The sequence below is a fragment of the Streptomyces aquilus genome, from assembly GCF_003955715.1.
GTDB lineage: Bacteria > Actinomycetota > Actinomycetes > Streptomycetales > Streptomycetaceae > Streptomyces > Streptomyces aquilus.
Map to the genome: position 1 here is coordinate 8,767,804 of NZ_CP034463.1, position 15,726 is coordinate 8,783,529.

Genomic DNA, 15,726 nt, shown 5'->3' on the forward strand with positions numbered 1-15,726 from the left:
AGACGAACACCGCCCTCGCGGTGTGCCGTTGTCCACCAAGCCCCGGTGCCCGTGCGTCCTCGTGGGTCACGCCTCCACGGTCGTGACCCGCCTCGTTCGCCGTACCCGGGGAATCGACTCCCGCCGGAGCCCCTCCATGAGCGAACCCCCAGGCGCCGCCGTGTCCCTCACCGAGGCACCGCCGCCCGTCCCCGACGCCCCGTCAAAACCCCTCGCGGCCCAGCGCGTTCTGCCGCTGCGCCGCCCCGGCCGGTGGATCGCCACCGCCGTCGTCCTGGTCCTCGCGGCCCAGTTCGTGCACGGCCTGGTGACCAACCCCTTCTACCAGTGGGACCGCTTCGGCTACTGGTTCCTGCGGCCGACGATCCTCGACGGACTGCTCGTCACGCTCGAAGTCACCGCCTACAGCGCGGTGTTGGGCCTCCTCGGCGGCATCCTGCTCGCCCTGGCCCGGCTCTCGAAGAGCCCCGTCCTGCGGGCGGTCAGCTGGATCTACATCTGGACGTTCCGCTCCATCCCGCTGATCGTCATCCTGCTCTTCCTCTACAACTTCAGCGCCCTCTACCAGACCCTCAGCGTGGGCGTCCCCTTCGGTCCGGCGTTCTTCACCTTCGACGAGTCCCGGCTCGCCACCGACATCGTGGTAGCCGTCGTCGGCCTGAGCCTGAACCAGGCGGCGTACGCGGCCGAGGCGGTCCGCGGCGGCATCCTCTCCGTCGACCAGGGCCAGCACGAAGCCGCCGCCGCCCTCGGACTGCCCAAGGGCTACCAGTTCCGCAAGGTCGTCTTCCCGCAGGCCCTGCGCTCCATCACGCCGAACTACGTCAACCAGCTCATCGACCTGGTCAAGGCCACCTCGCTGGTGTTCTACGTGTCGCTGCTGGACCTGTTCGGCGCCGCCCAGACGATGGGCGCCACCTACCCCGGCGACATCGTGCCGCTGCTGCTCGTCGTCACGGTCTGGTACCTGATCCTGACCACCGTCGTCTCCGTCGTCCAGTTCTACGTCGAGCGGTACTTCGCCCGGGGCGCCACCCGCGGCCTGCCGCCGACCCCGCTCCAGAGACTGCGCACCGGAGTGAGCGACCTGCGCGCCCGTATCCGCAGGGAGACCGCCGTATGAGCACCGAGACCCTCCAGATCGTGCCGGCCGCCGTCGAGGTCCACGACGTGCACAAGTGGTACGGCGCCCACCGGGTCCTCGACGGCGTCGACCTGACCGTCAGGGCCGGCGAGGTCACCGTCATCCTCGGCCCCTCCGGCTCCGGCAAGTCCACCCTGCTCCGGGTCGTCAACCACCTGGAGAAGCCCGAGATCGGGTACGTCAGCGTCAACGGCGAACTCATCGGCGTGCGCAAGCAAGGCGACCACCTCAAGGAGCTGAGCGAGCGGGCCATCCTCGCCCAGCGCGGCAACATCGGGTTCGTCTTCCAGAACTTCAACCTCTTCCCGCACCTGACCGTGCTGGAGAACGTCGCCGCGGCCCCGGTCGCGACCGGCAGGCTCGACCGGGACGAGGCCCGGAGACTCGCCCGTGAACTCCTCGACCGGGTCGGCCTCGCCGACAAGGAGACCGCCTACCCGCGGCAGCTGTCCGGCGGACAGCAGCAGCGCGTCGCCATCGCCCGCGCCCTCGCGCTGCGGCCCGGTGTCATCCTCTTCGACGAACCCACCTCCGCCCTCGACCCCGAGCTCGTGGGTGAAGTCCTCGCCGTCATCAAGGACTTGGCGAAGAGCGGCACCACCCTGGTGATCGTCACCCACGAGATCGGGTTCGCCCGCGAGATCGCCGACCGGATCGTCTTCATCGACGGCGGAAAGATCGTCGAACAGGGACCGCCCTCCGAAGTGCTGGACAAGCCGCGGCACGAGCGGACCCGGGACTTCCTCAGCAAGGTCCTCTGACCCCCCTCTTTTTCCTTCCCTCCTTTCCCATCACGTCACACGACAAGGACAGCCATGCGCACGCACCTCACCCGACGCAGCCTGATACGAGGCCTCACCGCGGCCACCGCCGTCGCCACCCTCGCCACCGGGCTCGCCGCCTGCGGGGGCGACAGCGACGCCGCCACCCGGACGAACGACGCGGCAGGCACGGTGACCGTGGGCCGGCTGTCCAACGGCGCGGCCACCGAGACCGCGTTGAAGGTCGGCGAGGTGAAGTCCATCAGCGCCCTGCTCCCCGCCGACATCAAGAAGAGCGGCAAGCTGGTCATCGGCTCCGGCACCCTGCCCTCCGGAGCCCCGCCGCTCGGCTTCATCGGCAGCGACCAGAAGACGCTCACCGGCTCCGAGATCGATCTCGCCCGTCTGGTCTCCGCCGTCCTCGGCGTCAAGCCCGAGGTGCAGCGCTCCACATGGGAGAACCTCTTCATCGGCCTCGACAGCGGCAAGGTGAACGTGGCCTTCTCCAACGTCACCGACACCGAGGAGCGCAAGCAGAAGTACGAGTTCGCCTCCTACCGCAAGGACGACCTCGCCTTCGAGGTGAAGAAGGACAACACCTGGAACTTCGACAACAACTACGAGAACCTCGCCGGCAAGACCGTCTCCGTCGGCAACGGCACCAACCAGGAGAAGATCCTCCTGGAGTGGAAGGCGAAGCTGGCGAAGGAGGGCAAGAAGCTCACGGTCAAGTACTTCCAGGAGACCAACAGCCTCTATCTGGCCCTCAACAGCGGCAAGATCGAAGCCTACTTCGGCCCCAGCCCGAACCTCTCGTACCACACCACGCAGACCGCGAAGACGCCCCAGGCGACCCGGATCGCGGGCCAGTTCTCGGGTGCCGGTGAGTCCCTCCAGGGCCTGATCGCCGCGACCGCCAAGAAGGACAGCGGCCTCGCCAAGCCGCTGGCCGCCGCGATCAACTACCTGATCGACAACGGGCAGTACGCGAAGTGGCTCAAGGCCTGGAACCTCTCCGGCGAGGCCGTCGCCAAGTCCGAGATCAACCCGCCCGGGCTGCCGCTCACCAACTCCTGATCCGTTTCCCGGAAAGGCCGTCGTGGTCCACCAGGCCGCCCTGGGCACCCGCCTGTTGGACCGCCCCGGCTGGTCCGCGCGGTCGCCGCGGGCATCAGGAACGCGGCGAGACCCCGTTCCTGCACAGGAACAGACGCCGGGGCGCAGGCGTTGTGCGTCGTGACGAGGTGCGCGCCGGCAGAACGGGAGGCAGGGACGTGTGTATCCCCTACCTCCGCCTGCACATCGACCTCCAGCGCGTCGCCGGCGCTCTCTGTCGCCCCTGACCCGTTTTCTCCCCGCCGTGCCCCGAGTGCCGTGCGCCCGGGCCGGTGTTCTCGTACGGATCTCCAGGAAGGCACCCCTCGTGTCCCCTTCTTCCCCGCTGCATCTCGCGGTCGCCCTCGACGGCACCGGCTGGCATCCCGCCTCCTGGCGTGAGCCGGTCGCCCGCCCACGGGAGCTGTTCACCGCCGGCTACTGGGCCGACCTGGTCGCCGAGGCCGAGCACGGACTGCTCGACTTCGTCACCTTCGAGGACGGCCTCGGCCTCCAGTCCTCCCACCACCTCGCGCCCGACGACCGCACCGACCAGGTCCGCGGCCGCCTCGACGCCGTGCTCCTCGCCGCCCGCATCGCCCCGCTGACCCGGCACATCGGCCTGGTCCCGACCGCGGTCGTCACCCACACCGAGCCGTTCCACCTCTCCAAGGCGATCGCCACCCTGGACTACGTCAGCACCGGCCGCGCGGGCGTCCGCGTCCAGATCACCGCCCGTCCCCATGAGGCCGAGCACTTCGGCCGGCGCGCGATCCCGCGCATCGAGTCCTACGACAGCCCGGTGGTGACCGACCTCTTCGACGAGGCCGCCGACTACGTCGAGGTCGTCCGCCGGCTCTGGGACAGCTGGGAGGACGACGCCGAGATCCGGGACGCCGCCACCGGCCGTTTCATCGACCGCGACAAGCTCCACTACATCGACTTCGAGGGCCGCCACTTCAGCGTCAAGGGCCCGTCCATCACCCCGCGCCCGCCGCAGGGCCAGCCCCTCGTCACGGCCCTCGCCCACCAGACCGTGCCCTACCGGCTGGTGGCCCGCCAGGCCGACGTCGGTTACGTGACTCCGCGCGACGCCGAGCACGCCCGCGAGATCGTCGCGGAGATCCGCGCCGAGCAGGAGACGGCGGGCCGCGCCGGCCAACCCGTCCATGTCTTCGGCGACTTGGTGGTCTTCCTCGACGACGACCCCGCGGCGGCCACGGCCCGCCGGGAACGCCTCGACGAGGCGGCGGGGGAGCCGTACGACAGCGACGCGCGCGTCTTCGCCGGAAGCCCCGACCAACTCGCCGATCTGCTCCAGGAGTTGCAGGCGACCGGGCTGACCGGGTTCCGGCTGCGGCCCGCCGTCCTCGGCCACGACCTGCCGGCCATCACCCGCGGCCTGGTCCCCGAACTCCAGCGCCGAGACGCCTTCCGGCAGGCCTACGAGGCCGACACCCTGCGCGGACTGCTGGGCCTCGCCCGCCCCGCCAACCGCTACGCCGCCGCCTGAGACGCGAAGGACCGCAGAAGCCATGACCAAGCCGCTGAAGCAGATCCATCTGGCCGCCCACTTCCCGGGCGTCAACAACACCACCGTGTGGAGCGACCCCGAGGCCGGCAGCCACATCGAGTTCAGCTCCTTCGCCCACTTCGCGCGGACCGCCGAGCGCGCCAAGTTCGACTTCCTGTTCCTCGCCGAAGGACTCAGGCTCCGCGAACAGGGCGGCAAGATATACGACCTGGACGTCGTCGGCCGCCCCGACACCTTCACGATCCTCGCCGCGCTCGCCGCCGTCACCGACCGCCTCGGCCTGACCGGCACCATCAACTCCACCTTCAACGAGCCCTACGAAGTGGCCCGCCAGTTCGCCAGCCTCGACCACCTCTCCGGCGGCCGCTCCGCCTGGAACGTGGTCACCTCCTGGGACGCCTTCACCGGCGAGAACTTCCGCCGCGGCGGCTTCCTCCCGCAGGACGAGCGGTACTCCCGCGCCAAGGAGTTCCTCACCACGGCCACCGAGCTCTTCGACTCCTGGCACGGCGACGAGATCGTGGCCGACCAGGAAACCGGCGTCTTCCTGCGGGACGCGAAGGCCGGGGCCTTCGTCCACACCGGGCAACACTTCGACATCCACGGCCAGTTCAACGTCCCCCGCTCCCCGCAGGGCCGCCCGGTGATCTTCCAGGCGGGCGACTCCGAGGAGGGCCGCGAGTTCGCCGCCTCCGCCGCCGACGCCATCTTCAGCCGGTACGCCACCCTCAAGGACGGCCAGGCCTTCTACACGGACGTCAAGAACCGCCTCGCCAAGTACGGCCGCGGCCACCGCGACCTGCTCATCCTGCCCGCCGCCACCTTCGTGCTCGGCGACACCGACGCCGAGGCCGAGGAACTCGCGAGGGAGGTCCGCCGACAGCAGGTCAGCGGCGCCACCGCCCTCAAGCACCTGGAGTTCGTCTGGAACCGGGACCTGTCGTCGTACGACCCGGAGGGCCCGCTCCCGGACATCGACCCCGATGTCAGCGAGAACCACATCTCGAAGGGCCGCGCCCAGGTCCGCATGTACCGCGACCCGCTGGCCATCGCCCGCGAGTGGCGCGAACTGGCCGCCGCCAACAACTGGTCCATCCGCGACCTGGTCATCAACACCGGCAACCGGCAGACCTTCGTCGGCTCCCCGGAGACCGTCGCCAGGACCATCAACGACTACGTCCAGGCCGACGCGAGCGACGGCTTCATCCTCGTCCCGCACATCACCCCGACCGGCCTCGACACCTTCGCCGACAAGGTCGTCCCGCTCCTCCAGGAACAGGGCGTCTTCCGCACCGAGTACGAGGGCACGACCCTGCGCGACCACCTCGGCCTCGCCCACCCGGACCACGCGCGCGGCGAGCGGGCGGCGTCGTGAAGTTCCTCGCGATCACGTTGATCGTGCACCGCCCGGACCCGGTCACCGGCGAGCTGAAGTCGACGCACGAGCGGTTCCGTGAGGTGCTCGACAACGCCGTGCTGGCCGAGGAGCTGGGCTTCGACGGGTTCGGGGTGGGGGAGCGGCACGAGCGGCCGTTCCTCTCCTCCTCGCCGACCGTCGTCCTCAGCCATGTCGCCGCCCTGACCCGGCGCATCCGCCTGTTCACCGCGGTCACCACCCTCAGCCTGCTCGACCCCGTGCGCGCCTACGAGGACTACGCCACCCTCGACCACCTCTCCGAGGGCCGCCTCGACCTGATCATCGGCAAGGGCAACGGCGCCGCCCAGCGCGAGCTGTTCCACGTCACCCCCGAGGACCAGTGGGACCGCAACGCCGAGAGCTACGAGGTGTTCCGGCAGATCTGGCGGCAGGAGAAGGTCACCGCCGACACCCGCTTCCGGCCGCCGCTGAAGGACGCCGAGGTGTGGCCGCGGCCGTACCAGCACCCGATCCGGGTGTGGCACGGCAGCGCCACCAGCAAGGAGTCGGTGGACCTGGCCGCCCGCTACGGCGACCCGCTGTTCTCGGCGAACGTCACCCACCCCATGGAGCCGTACGCCGAGTTGATCCGGTACTACCGCGAGCGGTGGCAGCACTACGGGCACGACCCGGCGGACATCGCGGTCGGGGCCGGGACGGCCGGGCTCCTGGTGACCCGCACCTCCCAGGAGGCGCTCGACGTCTACCGGCCGCTCTTCGAGGCGAACCTGGCCTTCTTCGAGAAGGCGGGCCTGCCCGTCGTCTTCGAGACCCTGGAGGACTTCGTCGACCGCAGCTCCGCCCTGATCGGCAGCCCCGAGCAGATCATCGACAAGGTGCACCGCTACCACGAGCAGTTCGGCCACACCGTCCTCCATCTGCATGCCGACGCCTCGGGACTGACGGACACTCAGCACCGGGACTCGCTGGAGCTGTTCCAGTCCCAGGTCGCCCCCGTGCTCCGGCGCGACATCCCGGACCCGCCGTTCGCGTGGGGACCGGTACGGGAGGAGTCCGCCGATGCCTGACATCCCCCTCGGCATCCTCGACCTGGTCCCGATCTCCAGCGGCTCCACGGCCGCCGAGGCGCTGCGCAACTCCATCGACCTCGCCCGGCGCGGCGAGCAACTGGGCTACGCCCGCCACTGGTTCGCCGAGCACCACCTCAACCCCGGCGTGGCCGGCACGTCCCCGGCGGTCGTCCTCGCGCTGACGGCCGCCGCGACCTCCACGATCCGGCTCGGTTCCGGGGCCGTGCAGCTCGGCCACCGCACCGCGCTGAACACCGTCGAGGAGTTCGGCCTCATCGACGCCCTGCACCCGGGCCGCCTCGACCTGGGCGTCGGCCGCTCGGGCGGACGCCCACCGGGACAGCCGGCCGCCGAGCCGCCCGCTCCGGGGAACGCCTCCAATGGCCTCGTCATCCCACCCCGCTTCTCCTTCGAGCGCCTCCTGGGCTCACCCCGTATCGCCCTCCAGCGCACACTGCTGCTGCTCCCCGGCGCCGAATCGCAGGAGTACGCCGAGCAGATCGACGACCTCCTCGCCCTGCTGGCCGGCAGCTACCGCACCCCGGACGGCGTCGAGGCGCATGTGGTGCCGGGCGAGGGCGCCGAGGTGGAGGTGTGGATCCTGGGCAGCAGCGGCGGGACCAGCGCGCAGGTCGCGGGCGCGCGGGGCCTGCGCTTCGCCGCGAACTACCACGTCAGCCCGGCGACGGTCCTGGAAGCCGTGGACGGCTACCGGTCCTTCTTCCAGCCGTCCGACGTGCTCGACAAGCCCTACGTCAGCGTCTCCGCCGACGTCGTGGTCGCCGAGGACGAGGCCACGGCACGCGAACTGGCCACCGGCTACGGCCCGTGGGTGCGCAGCATCCGCACCGCGGAGGGCGCCATCCCGTTCCCGACCCCGGACGAGGCCCGCGCCCACCCTTGGACGGAGGCGGACCAGGAGCTGGTCCAGGACCGCCTCGACACCCAGTTCGTCGGCTCACCCGCCCAGGTCGCGGACCGTCTGGAACAGCTCCAAGAGGCCACGGACGCCGACGAGTTGCTCATCACGACCATCACTCACGGCCATGCGGACCGAGTGCGCTCCTACGAGCTGCTCGCCACCGAGTGGCGTCGACGGGGGCACTCCTTCCAGCCGAGCTGACGCTACGGCCGACCGCTACTGCATCAGCAGTGCGGCGCCACCCCAGCACGCCGCCAGGAACACGGCGAGCAGTGCGGTCGCCATCGCCTGACGCCCCTTGGCGGTGGCGACGTGAGCCGCGCCGGCGGCCCGGGAGCGTCGCATCGCGCCGAGGAAGGAGACGCAGAAGGCGGCACAGAGCACCGCGGTGATCGGCAACAGCCAGAGGATCAGGCGGAGCTGGTGCTCCAGCTCCGGGACCGTGCTGCCTTCCGTCGCAAGCATGAGCGGATCGTAGACCGCGACCGTCGCGCTACGCGAGACCCGGGGCACGCCGCGTGGCCGGCGCTCGTTTCCCTCCCCCGAAGGCAACGAGCGCCGGCCATTCCCCCGGCGCCGGACAGTGGTCCAGCCCCGCCCGTGTGCGGTCCGTACGTGCTGTCACCAGCACATGACCGCGGTTTCCCCCGAACCCCACGCGGAGTACAGGCGCACACGGACGAAGTAGCGGCGGCCCTTGACGAGACGGGCCTTGACGGTGGCGTTGTGCGGCGTTCCCCCGTCGTCCTGGCCGGCGAGGTAGCGGGGTTCCCCGTCCCGCTCCTCGAAGACCACGACCACGGTGTCGCTGTCGCCGAACGTGCCCACGCTGTACTCGCGGGTCTCCGGCGGCAGGACGCTGAAGTCCGCCTGTTCGCCCGGACCGAGCCCGAGCGGCGCCGAGCGGAACGGCACCAGCGCGGGCGGCAGTGTGGGACCGACCGACGGGTACCAGCGCTGGACGTACTCCTTGTCCGAGGGCGAGAGCGTCCCGGGCGGGGTCAGTCCCGCTCGGAACTGCTCCGGCTCCAGGATCAGCCCCGCCGAGAACGGATACTCCATGATCGACTGGGGGTCCCAGGCGGAGCCGCTCACCTCGTTGGGGTCGAGCTTGCGCAGAACGTTGAAGAACGTCTTGTCCCGGGTCCAGAAGTTCGGCGCGCCCGCCAGCTCTGCGTAGACGGCCTCGTCGTCCCAGTGGATCCCGGCGAACGGGTTCTGGTGCTCGTGGTGCATGCCCAGCGCGTGCCCGATCTCGTGCAGGGCCGTCCCGCGCTCCCCCGGCGCGGTCAGGTCCCACCCGAAGTTCATGGTGCGCTCGTGCAGTCCGACCTGGAGGGCGTCCTTGCCCACCGTCGACCAGGAGCCGTCGCCGAGCTGGAACCCGATGCGCAGTTCCGCCTCGGAACGGTCGCGCACCTCGGCGAACGTGACACCGATGCCGAGGTCCTGCCACTCCAGGAAGCACTCCCGTACGACGTCCCGCTGCTCCTCCGCGCCCACCCACGACACCCGCCGGGTCGCCCCGCTGCCGGGAACCGCGATCACCGAGGCGTCCGAGTCGCCGTCGAAGAAGTAGTAGTGCAGGACGGTGTTGTTGACCCACATCCGGCTTCCGCTGACGAGCGCGCTCAGCCGCTCGGCGGTCAACCCCGGGGCGAAGACGGGGGCCGACTGCTGCGCGAGGGAGCAGTAGCGGGAAGCCATGCGCCAAGAGTGCCGTCGGCCGCCTCCGGGCGCCTGAGTCGAGGGCTACTCAAGTCCCCGTGTATCAGGAGTGAGTACTCGGCCTCTTGTAGGTGTGATGACTTTCGAACGGGACGCGAAAACCCTGGAACTGCCCTGGCCGTTCACCGGCCGGGAGGACGAACTCGAGCTGATCCGCCGGTCGTCGTCGGCCGGTCACCACGGCATCGTGGTCACCGGCCCGGCGGGCTGCGGCAAGACCCGGCTCGTCACGGAGGCCGTCCGCGGCACCGACTGCGCCAGGGTGGCCGGGACACCCGAGACCCGGCACATCCCGTTCGCCGCGTTCGCCCATCTGCTGCCCGAGACGGTGTCCCTGCACCGGGCGGTCCAACTCCTCGCCGCCGTACGGCTGTTGCTGGTCGACGACGCCCATCTGCTCGACGACGCCTCGGCCGCGCTCGTCCACCAGCTCGCCGTGCACGGCCGTACCCGGCTGCTGGTCGTCACCACCGACGGCACCGCCGTGCCCTCGGCCGTCTCCCGGCTGTGGACCGGTGAGCTGCTGCCGCGCCTGGTGCTGGAGCCGCTGCCGCAGGAGGAGACCGCCCAGCTCGCCGCGGCCGGCGTCGGGGGCGGCCTCGAACCGCTCACCGTCAACCGGCTGCACCGGCTGTGCCGCGGCGATCTGCGGCTGCTGCGCGAGCTGCTCGGCGCGGTCCGCGAGGGCGGGCTGCTCACGCGGCTGCCCGGCACCGACGACTGGGCGTGGCGGGGGCCGGTGCCGGTGACGGCGGCCGTGCGGGAACAGGCGGCGCAGGCCCTGGAGTGCGCGGACCGCGGGACACTCGAACTCCTGGCGTTCGCCGAGCCGTTGCCGCTGCCCATGGACGGGCTCGACCTGCCCGCCCTCGAACGCCTCGAAGCCGACGAGCTGGTCCGCGTCGACGACGACGGGGCCGTGCGCCTCGCCCACCCCCTGCACGGCCCGGTGCTGCGGGCCGCGGCCGGCAGGCTGCGGGCGAGGCGGCTGGCCCGCAGGCCGGAACAGTGCACGGCGGCGCTGACCGCGGAGGCCGCCGCGCTCACGGCGAAGATCGAGCGGGGCGACGTACGGACCACGGACGCGCCCGTGGGGGAGTGGCTGGTGGCGGAGGGCCGGCCGGTCCCGGCCCGCTACGCCGCCGTACGCGCGCGGTACGCGCGGCTGCGCGGAGAGCTGCGGGAGGCGGCGGCCTGGGCGAGGGAGGGACTGCGGGAGACGGCGGCCGACCCGGCCTGCCGTACCGAACTCGCCCTGGCGGCCGCGCAGTCGGGGGAGGCGACCGGCTTCGACGCGGATGCCGACGGCGCCGTGGCGGCATGGCTGGCGGCGGCGCGGGGCGACATCGACACCGCTCGCGAAGCTGTCACCGACGCCTACGACGCCGTACGCCTCGGCGCTCCCGGTGACCGGCCGGGCACCGGTGTGTTCGCCCTGCACGCCGACGCGCTCGCCCGCGGCGACGGCCCCGCACTGGACCGGGCCGCCGAGCGGCTGGAGGAGCGTGGGTTCCTGCTGTTCGCCGCCGAGGCGCACGCGCAGGCCGTGCGCGCCCACCGCGACCCACGCGCCGCCCGCACCTCACGCACCCGCGCGGTCGCCCTCGCCCGCCGCTGCCAGGGTGCCCGCACACCGGCGCTGTCCGGGCTGGTCCTCGGCGAACTCACCGCCCGTCAGCGGCAGATCGTCACCCTCGCCGCCGCCGGACTCAGCAACCGGCAGATCGCGGAGAAGCTGACGCTGTCCATCCGTACTGTCGGCAACCACCTCTACAGCGCGTACGCCCGGCTCGGCGCGAACGACCGGGGCGCGCTGCCGTGGCTGGTGGAACTGCCCGACGCCCAGTCGGCCTGAGCCGACCCACCGACCGGCGGTCTGACCCCCGTTATCGGGGGAGGGGTCAGGCCGCCGACCTCTCTGTACACAGTCATGCGGCGCCGAACGCCGAGAACGCCCACCCCGTCGCCTGATGCGTCGCATCCGCCGGCAGCGCCGCCCGCGCATCACGCAGTGCCTCCGCCAGGGACAGCCCGCTGCTCAGCCCCTTGTGCAGCGCGAGCATCAGCGGCACCACCGCCGCGTCGTTCACGGGCGCGGTGCACGCCACCACGCCCGCCGTGCCCAGCGGCAGCAGCGCGGTGACCAGGCCGAGCAGCTCGTCCGCGCCGACCGAGGCGAAGCGGGCGGTGTCGCAGCAGGACAGGATGATCCGGTACGGGCTGCGGTCGAGGCGTTCGAAGTCGTGCACGACGATCGGACCGTCGGCCATCCGTAGCGAGGAGAACAGCGGACTGTCGGCCCGGAAGGTGCCGTGCGCGGCGATGTGCGCGAGTGCCGCCCCGTCCAGCTCCTCCAACACCCGGGGCACGCGCGCCTCGTCCGCCTCCAGCACCGTCGATCCGCCGTACCGGCCCGCCAGTTCGGGCACTTCGGCGCCCTCGGTCGCCAACCCCGGCCCGCGCACCAGCACGTGACGTCCCCCGGGTGGCGGCTCGGTCTCGTGGGCCCGCAGCCAGCTGCTCGCCGACGGCGACACGCTCAGCACCCGCTCCCGCAGCGACGGCAGCAGCGCCCACGGCACCCGGTGCAGCCGGCCCGGCGGTACGACCACGACCGGACCGGAGCCCAGATGCGCCGCCGCCGGGCCGAGCAGCAGCTCCTCCAGACGGCCACCCATGGCCTCCACCACCGGCAGCCGCGCCTCCGCCCCGGGGTGGGCGAGCCGTCGCAGCCCGGCCTGCACGTGCTCCGCCTCGGTCTCCGCCTCGGCGAGCAGTCCGGCCTCGAACCGTCGCACCCGCCCCTGCCCGCACAGCAGCACCTGAACACGCCCGTCGAGCACGGCCAGTTCGACCAGCAGCACGTCGTCCCCGAGGCGTTCCAGCAGCCTGCCGGGGTCGAAGCGGCTGCCGAAGCCGGGCGCGTCCCCGCGGATGTGCAGGGTCCTGCCACGTATCTCCCGCTCCAGACGCCGCTGTTCACGCTCCAGCGCCGGGATCGGCCGGCCCTCCATACGGGCGGCCTCCGCGCGGGCCGCGATCTCCCGGAACGCCGTCAGATCGCCGAGCAGCTCCGGGTCGGCCGGCGGGCGGGTCGGCGGCGCCGCCAGCGCGGTCGCCCGCCAGCGCTCGCTCCACACAAGGAGCCGGCGCGGATGGCCCGAGTCGAGGCTGGCCCGCTGCGCCAACGCGGCGAGTTCCGCGCCCTGTTCGGTGGCCCGGGCCCGCAACTCCGAGGCGCCCAGCGTCATCCGGTGATCGTCGAGCACGTCCAGGCCCCGGCGACAGGCCTCCAGCACGCCCCGTTGCGACCCGGCCGCCCTGGCCCGCAGCGCCTGTGCCGCCCAGCCGGTCATCCGCGCCAGCGGCGGACCGCTGTGCCGGCTGCGGGCGGCGACGGCCAGATGCCGCTCCGCGTCCGCAGTCCAGCCCAGGCGCAGCGCGATCCGGCCCGCGAGCAGCGACGCCTCCGGCGCGGCCGGCGCGCCGAACCCGGCGAGCCGTTCGGCTACCTCGGCCGCGTCGGCGACCAGCCGTCCCGAGCCGCGCCCGGCGGCGAGCCGCGCCTCGACCAGCACCAGCCGGGCGTGCGTCTCCCACCAAGGCCGCCGCTGTGCGGCGAACAGCCGCACCGCGAGCGCCGCGCGCGCGATAGCGGTGTGCGGATCGCCCGCGCGACGGGCCGCCCGCGCCGCGGCCAGCAGGAGTTCGGCCTTGAGGGTGGACTGTCCGCCGATCCCGTCGAGCACGGCGATCGCCGCGTCCGCCTCGGCCAGCGCCTCCGGCGCGAGACCGGCCGCCATCAGCACCTCGCAGCGCCGGATGTAGAGCATGAACGAGGGCGTGTCGAGCTTGGCGTACCGGTCCCCGGCCTCGTCGAACAGCCGCAGCGCCGCCGGGATGTCGCCGGACCGGAAGGCGGCGAGCCCCCGGCTCTCCACCCCGTCCGCCTTGTCGTGCTCCTGGCCCGTGGTGTCGAACAGCGACTCGGCCGCCGCGAAGTCCGCCTCGGCCCGCTCCACCGCACCGACCGCCAGATGCACGGTCGCGCGCAGCGTCAGCGCCCGCGCCGTCCAGATCACGTCGTCCATCTGTCGCAGCACGGGAATCGCCCGGCGTACGTCCTCCAGCGACTCCCGGTGCCGGCCGAGCACCCATGAGGCGTAGGCGCGCCGGTACAGCACCCGGGCGCGGGTGTGCCCGCTGCTCACCGTGACGCCCCGCTCCAGCGCGTCCAGGCCCTGCCGGGTGCGGCCCGCGGTCACCAGCGCCACGCCGAGCGCGGCCAGCACGTCGCCCTCCCGGTCGGTCGACTCGGCGCGTACGGCGAGATCGCGGGCGCGCCGCAGATGGTGCAGGGCGAGCTTCATGTCGCCCCAGTCGCGCTGCCAGATGCCGATCACCTGGTGGGCCACGGAGGCGTGCAGCGGTGAGGGAGCGGAGCCGAGTACTTCCTCTGCCCTCGCCACCGCCTGCTTGGGCGCGGCGAACACCATGGGCAGCAGTTCGAGAACCGAGTCGCTTCCCGCTGTCACTCCACGGATGGTAGTGCTCCGGGTCGGGTGCCACACAGGTTTGGCGCTGTATCAATCGCCGGCCCCGAGACTCTGACTGACGACCGTCGCTCAAGTGGGAGGACACGCCATGGCACCTCAGCGATTCCCGGAGCAGTTCGACCAGATCCAGCGCTCGATGCCCGACGTCCCCCTCGCGATGGGACCGGACGACGCGGCCGAGTTCATCTACGAGAAGGGTGTGGTCCTCGCCCGGGACGGTGAGGAGGCGGCTCTCGTCGAGAACACCGTCCGCGACCACTTCACCGCGGCCACCGGCCTCAGCGGCGACCAGGTCCGCCGCGCGGGCCCGGAGACCAACCGCTCGGGCATCACCCGCATCCAGGTCGGCGACCCCGGCCACGGCGACCGCCGCGCCGACCGTGCCGTGGCCAACGCCCTGCGCGCCATGCGCGAACCCGAGGGGCGCGCCGGACGCCGGCTCGTCAGCCGCAACCACGTGGTGTCCATCGCGGTCAACTCCTGTCCCGGCGACGAGCCCGTGCCCGCCCCCCTCACCGGCGGCACCAACCCGGCCCCCGCGGAGGCCGGTTACGACGCCGGCACCGCGGTCGGCGTCCTCGTCATCGACAACGGCCTCACCCACGACCACACCCTGGTCCCGCTGCTCTCGCACGTCCAGGGCGATCTGCACGGCACCGAGACCGACGACCAGGGCAACCTCAAGATCTACGTCGGGCACGGCACGTTCATCGCGGGCATCCTCGCGGCCGTGGCGCCCAACACGAACATCACCGTGCGCAACACCCTCAACGACGCCGGCGCGATCCTCGAATCCGACTTCGGCGAGGCCCTGTTCGCCGCCGTCGACCGGGACGGCTGGCCCGACATCATCAGCCTGTCCGCCGGCACCTCCAACGGCCGCACCGACGGCCTGCTCGGCGTGGACGCCTTCATGCGGGAACTGCGGCAGCAGCGCACCCTGTTGGTCGCCGCGGCCGGCAACAACGCCAGCGCGACGCCCTTCTGGCCCGCCGCCTACGCCTCCCTGCCCGACTACGCCGACAGCGTCCTGTCGATCGGCGCCCTGCGCACCGACGGCGACCACGGCGCCTGCTTCAGCAACCACGGCTCCTGGGTCAACGCCTACGCCCCCGGCGAGCGCCTCACCAGCACCCTCACCGGCTTCGACGCGCCGATCCCGTACGTCTACCAGCACTCCACCTACGACGCCTGCCGCTTCAACTTCACCTACCTCTGCACCTGCCAACACCCCCGCCACACGGGCGTGTTGAGCGACGACGGCAGCTCCGCCAAGCCGGACCAGGTGATGTTCGACGGGTACGCGCACTGGAGCGGCACCTCCTTCGCCACCCCGGCCGCCGCCGCCCTGGTCGCGGCCCACATGACCGCCCACAAGGAGACCGACCCGCGAGCCGCGCGGGGGCAACTGCTCGCCGCCAACACCGAGTTCGCGGAAGTGCGCGGGGCGCACGTACCGGCGCTCATTCCGCCCACCTGGCGCCAGGGGACGGTCGTACAGCTCCCTCCTGGGGCATGAGGGCCGAACTCGCCCCCTC

General features: G+C 72.1%; 13 protein-coding genes. 10 read left to right on the plus strand and 3 right to left on the minus strand.

Annotation, left to right across the window (positions count from 1 at the left end; all coding sequences use genetic code 11):
- Positions 1-136 precede the first annotated feature (136 nt).
- The 8 genes from EJC51_RS40130 (at position 137) to EJC51_RS40160 (ending at position 8,105) form a co-directional block, all read left to right on the plus strand.
- Positions 137-1,123 (plus strand): amino acid ABC transporter permease, encoded by a 987-nt coding sequence (locus EJC51_RS40130; protein WP_126275575.1) that lies wholly within the window; start codon positions 137-139, stop codon positions 1,121-1,123.
- A complete protein-coding gene (locus EJC51_RS40135; RefSeq protein ID WP_126275576.1) occupies positions 1,120-1,905 on the plus strand; it encodes an amino acid ABC transporter ATP-binding protein in 786 nt (261 codons plus the stop codon). Before EJC51_RS40130 ends, EJC51_RS40135 begins: the two co-directional genes overlap by 4 nt.
- Positions 1,906-1,959: 54 nt before the next feature.
- Positions 1,960-2,982: a transporter substrate-binding domain-containing protein gene (locus EJC51_RS40140; protein WP_126275577.1), complete on the plus strand. Its 1,023-nt coding sequence runs from the start codon at positions 1,960-1,962 to the stop codon at positions 2,980-2,982.
- A 197-nt stretch (positions 2,983-3,179) separates the two neighbouring features.
- Positions 3,180-3,248, plus strand: coding sequence for a putative leader peptide (locus EJC51_RS49640; RefSeq protein WP_399578017.1), 69 nt, complete (start codon positions 3,180-3,182; stop codon positions 3,246-3,248).
- An 80-nt stretch (positions 3,249-3,328) separates the two neighbouring features.
- Positions 3,329-4,513 (plus strand): LLM class flavin-dependent oxidoreductase, encoded by a 1,185-nt coding sequence (locus tag EJC51_RS40145; protein ID WP_126275578.1) that lies wholly within the window; start codon positions 3,329-3,331, stop codon positions 4,511-4,513.
- 22 nt (positions 4,514-4,535) lie between these two features.
- Positions 4,536-5,909 carry an NtaA/DmoA family FMN-dependent monooxygenase gene (locus EJC51_RS40150; protein WP_126275579.1) on the plus strand — a complete coding sequence of 458 codons (1,374 nt, stop codon included), beginning with the start codon at positions 4,536-4,538 and terminating at the stop codon, positions 5,907-5,909.
- A complete protein-coding gene (locus tag EJC51_RS40155; RefSeq protein WP_126275580.1) occupies positions 5,906-6,979 on the plus strand; it encodes an LLM class flavin-dependent oxidoreductase in 1,074 nt (357 codons plus the stop codon). Before EJC51_RS40150 ends, EJC51_RS40155 begins: the two co-directional genes overlap by 4 nt.
- Positions 6,972-8,105, plus strand: a complete 1,134-nt coding sequence (locus EJC51_RS40160; protein ID WP_126275581.1) for an LLM class flavin-dependent oxidoreductase — start codon at positions 6,972-6,974, stop codon at positions 8,103-8,105. The genes EJC51_RS40155 and EJC51_RS40160 overlap by 8 nt, the downstream gene beginning before the upstream one ends.
- Before the next feature lie 15 nt (positions 8,106-8,120).
- On the opposite strand, the gene EJC51_RS40165 is transcribed toward EJC51_RS40160, so the two are convergent.
- Both EJC51_RS40165 and absR1 read right to left on the minus strand, forming a co-directional pair.
- Positions 8,121-8,369, minus strand: coding sequence for a hypothetical protein (locus tag EJC51_RS40165; RefSeq protein WP_126275582.1), 249 nt, complete (start codon positions 8,367-8,369; stop codon positions 8,121-8,123).
- Between the two features lie 156 nt (positions 8,370-8,525).
- Positions 8,526-9,611, minus strand: a complete 1,086-nt coding sequence (absR1, locus tag EJC51_RS40170; RefSeq protein ID WP_126275583.1) for a beta-glucuronidase AbsR1 — start codon at positions 9,609-9,611, stop codon at positions 8,526-8,528.
- A 97-nt stretch (positions 9,612-9,708) separates the two neighbouring features.
- Here absR1 and EJC51_RS40175 point away from each other — a divergent pair, with 97 nt between their 5' ends.
- Positions 9,709-11,487, plus strand: a complete 1,779-nt coding sequence (locus EJC51_RS40175) for a LuxR family transcriptional regulator AbsR2 (RefSeq protein ID WP_126275584.1) — start codon at positions 9,709-9,711, stop codon at positions 11,485-11,487.
- A 73-nt stretch (positions 11,488-11,560) separates the two neighbouring features.
- On the opposite strand, the gene EJC51_RS40180 is transcribed toward EJC51_RS40175, so the two are convergent.
- Positions 11,561-14,128, minus strand: a complete 2,568-nt coding sequence (locus EJC51_RS40180) for a CHAT domain-containing protein (RefSeq protein WP_126277314.1) — start codon at positions 14,126-14,128, stop codon at positions 11,561-11,563.
- A 148-nt stretch (positions 14,129-14,276) separates the two neighbouring features.
- Here EJC51_RS40180 and EJC51_RS40185 point away from each other — a divergent pair, with 148 nt between their 5' ends.
- On the plus strand, positions 14,277-15,707 hold the full coding sequence (locus EJC51_RS40185) for a S8/S53 family peptidase (protein ID WP_126275585.1): 1,431 nt from the start codon (positions 14,277-14,279) through the stop codon (positions 15,705-15,707).
- Positions 15,708-15,726 lie beyond the last annotated feature (19 nt).

What these genes read in the sequence shown, in the direction of transcription:
- EJC51_RS40130 (WP_126275575.1), top strand. Translation starts at nt 137, where the DNA reads ATGAGCGAACCCCCAGGCGCCGCCGTGTCCCTCACCGAGGCACCGCCG.
- EJC51_RS40135 (WP_126275576.1), top strand. Translation starts at nt 1,120, where the DNA reads ATGAGCACCGAGACCCTCCAGATCGTGCCGGCCGCCGTCGAGGTCCAC.
- EJC51_RS40140 (WP_126275577.1), top strand. Translation starts at nt 1,960, where the DNA reads ATGCGCACGCACCTCACCCGACGCAGCCTGATACGAGGCCTCACCGCG.
- EJC51_RS40150 (WP_126275579.1), top strand. Translation starts at nt 4,536, where the DNA reads ATGACCAAGCCGCTGAAGCAGATCCATCTGGCCGCCCACTTCCCGGGC.
- EJC51_RS40160 (WP_126275581.1), top strand. Translation starts at nt 6,972, where the DNA reads ATGCCTGACATCCCCCTCGGCATCCTCGACCTGGTCCCGATCTCCAGC.
- EJC51_RS40165 (WP_126275582.1), bottom strand. Translation starts at nt 8,369, where the DNA reads ATGCTTGCGACGGAAGGCAGCACGGTCCCGGAGCTGGAGCACCAGCTC.
- absR1 (WP_126275583.1), bottom strand. Translation starts at nt 9,611, where the DNA reads ATGGCTTCCCGCTACTGCTCCCTCGCGCAGCAGTCGGCCCCCGTCTTC.
- EJC51_RS40175 (WP_126275584.1), top strand. Translation starts at nt 9,709, where the DNA reads ATGACTTTCGAACGGGACGCGAAAACCCTGGAACTGCCCTGGCCGTTC.
- EJC51_RS40180 (WP_126277314.1), bottom strand. Translation starts at nt 14,128, where the DNA reads ATGGTGTTCGCCGCGCCCAAGCAGGCGGTGGCGAGGGCAGAGGAAGTA.
- EJC51_RS40185 (WP_126275585.1), top strand. Translation starts at nt 14,277, where the DNA reads ATGGCACCTCAGCGATTCCCGGAGCAGTTCGACCAGATCCAGCGCTCG.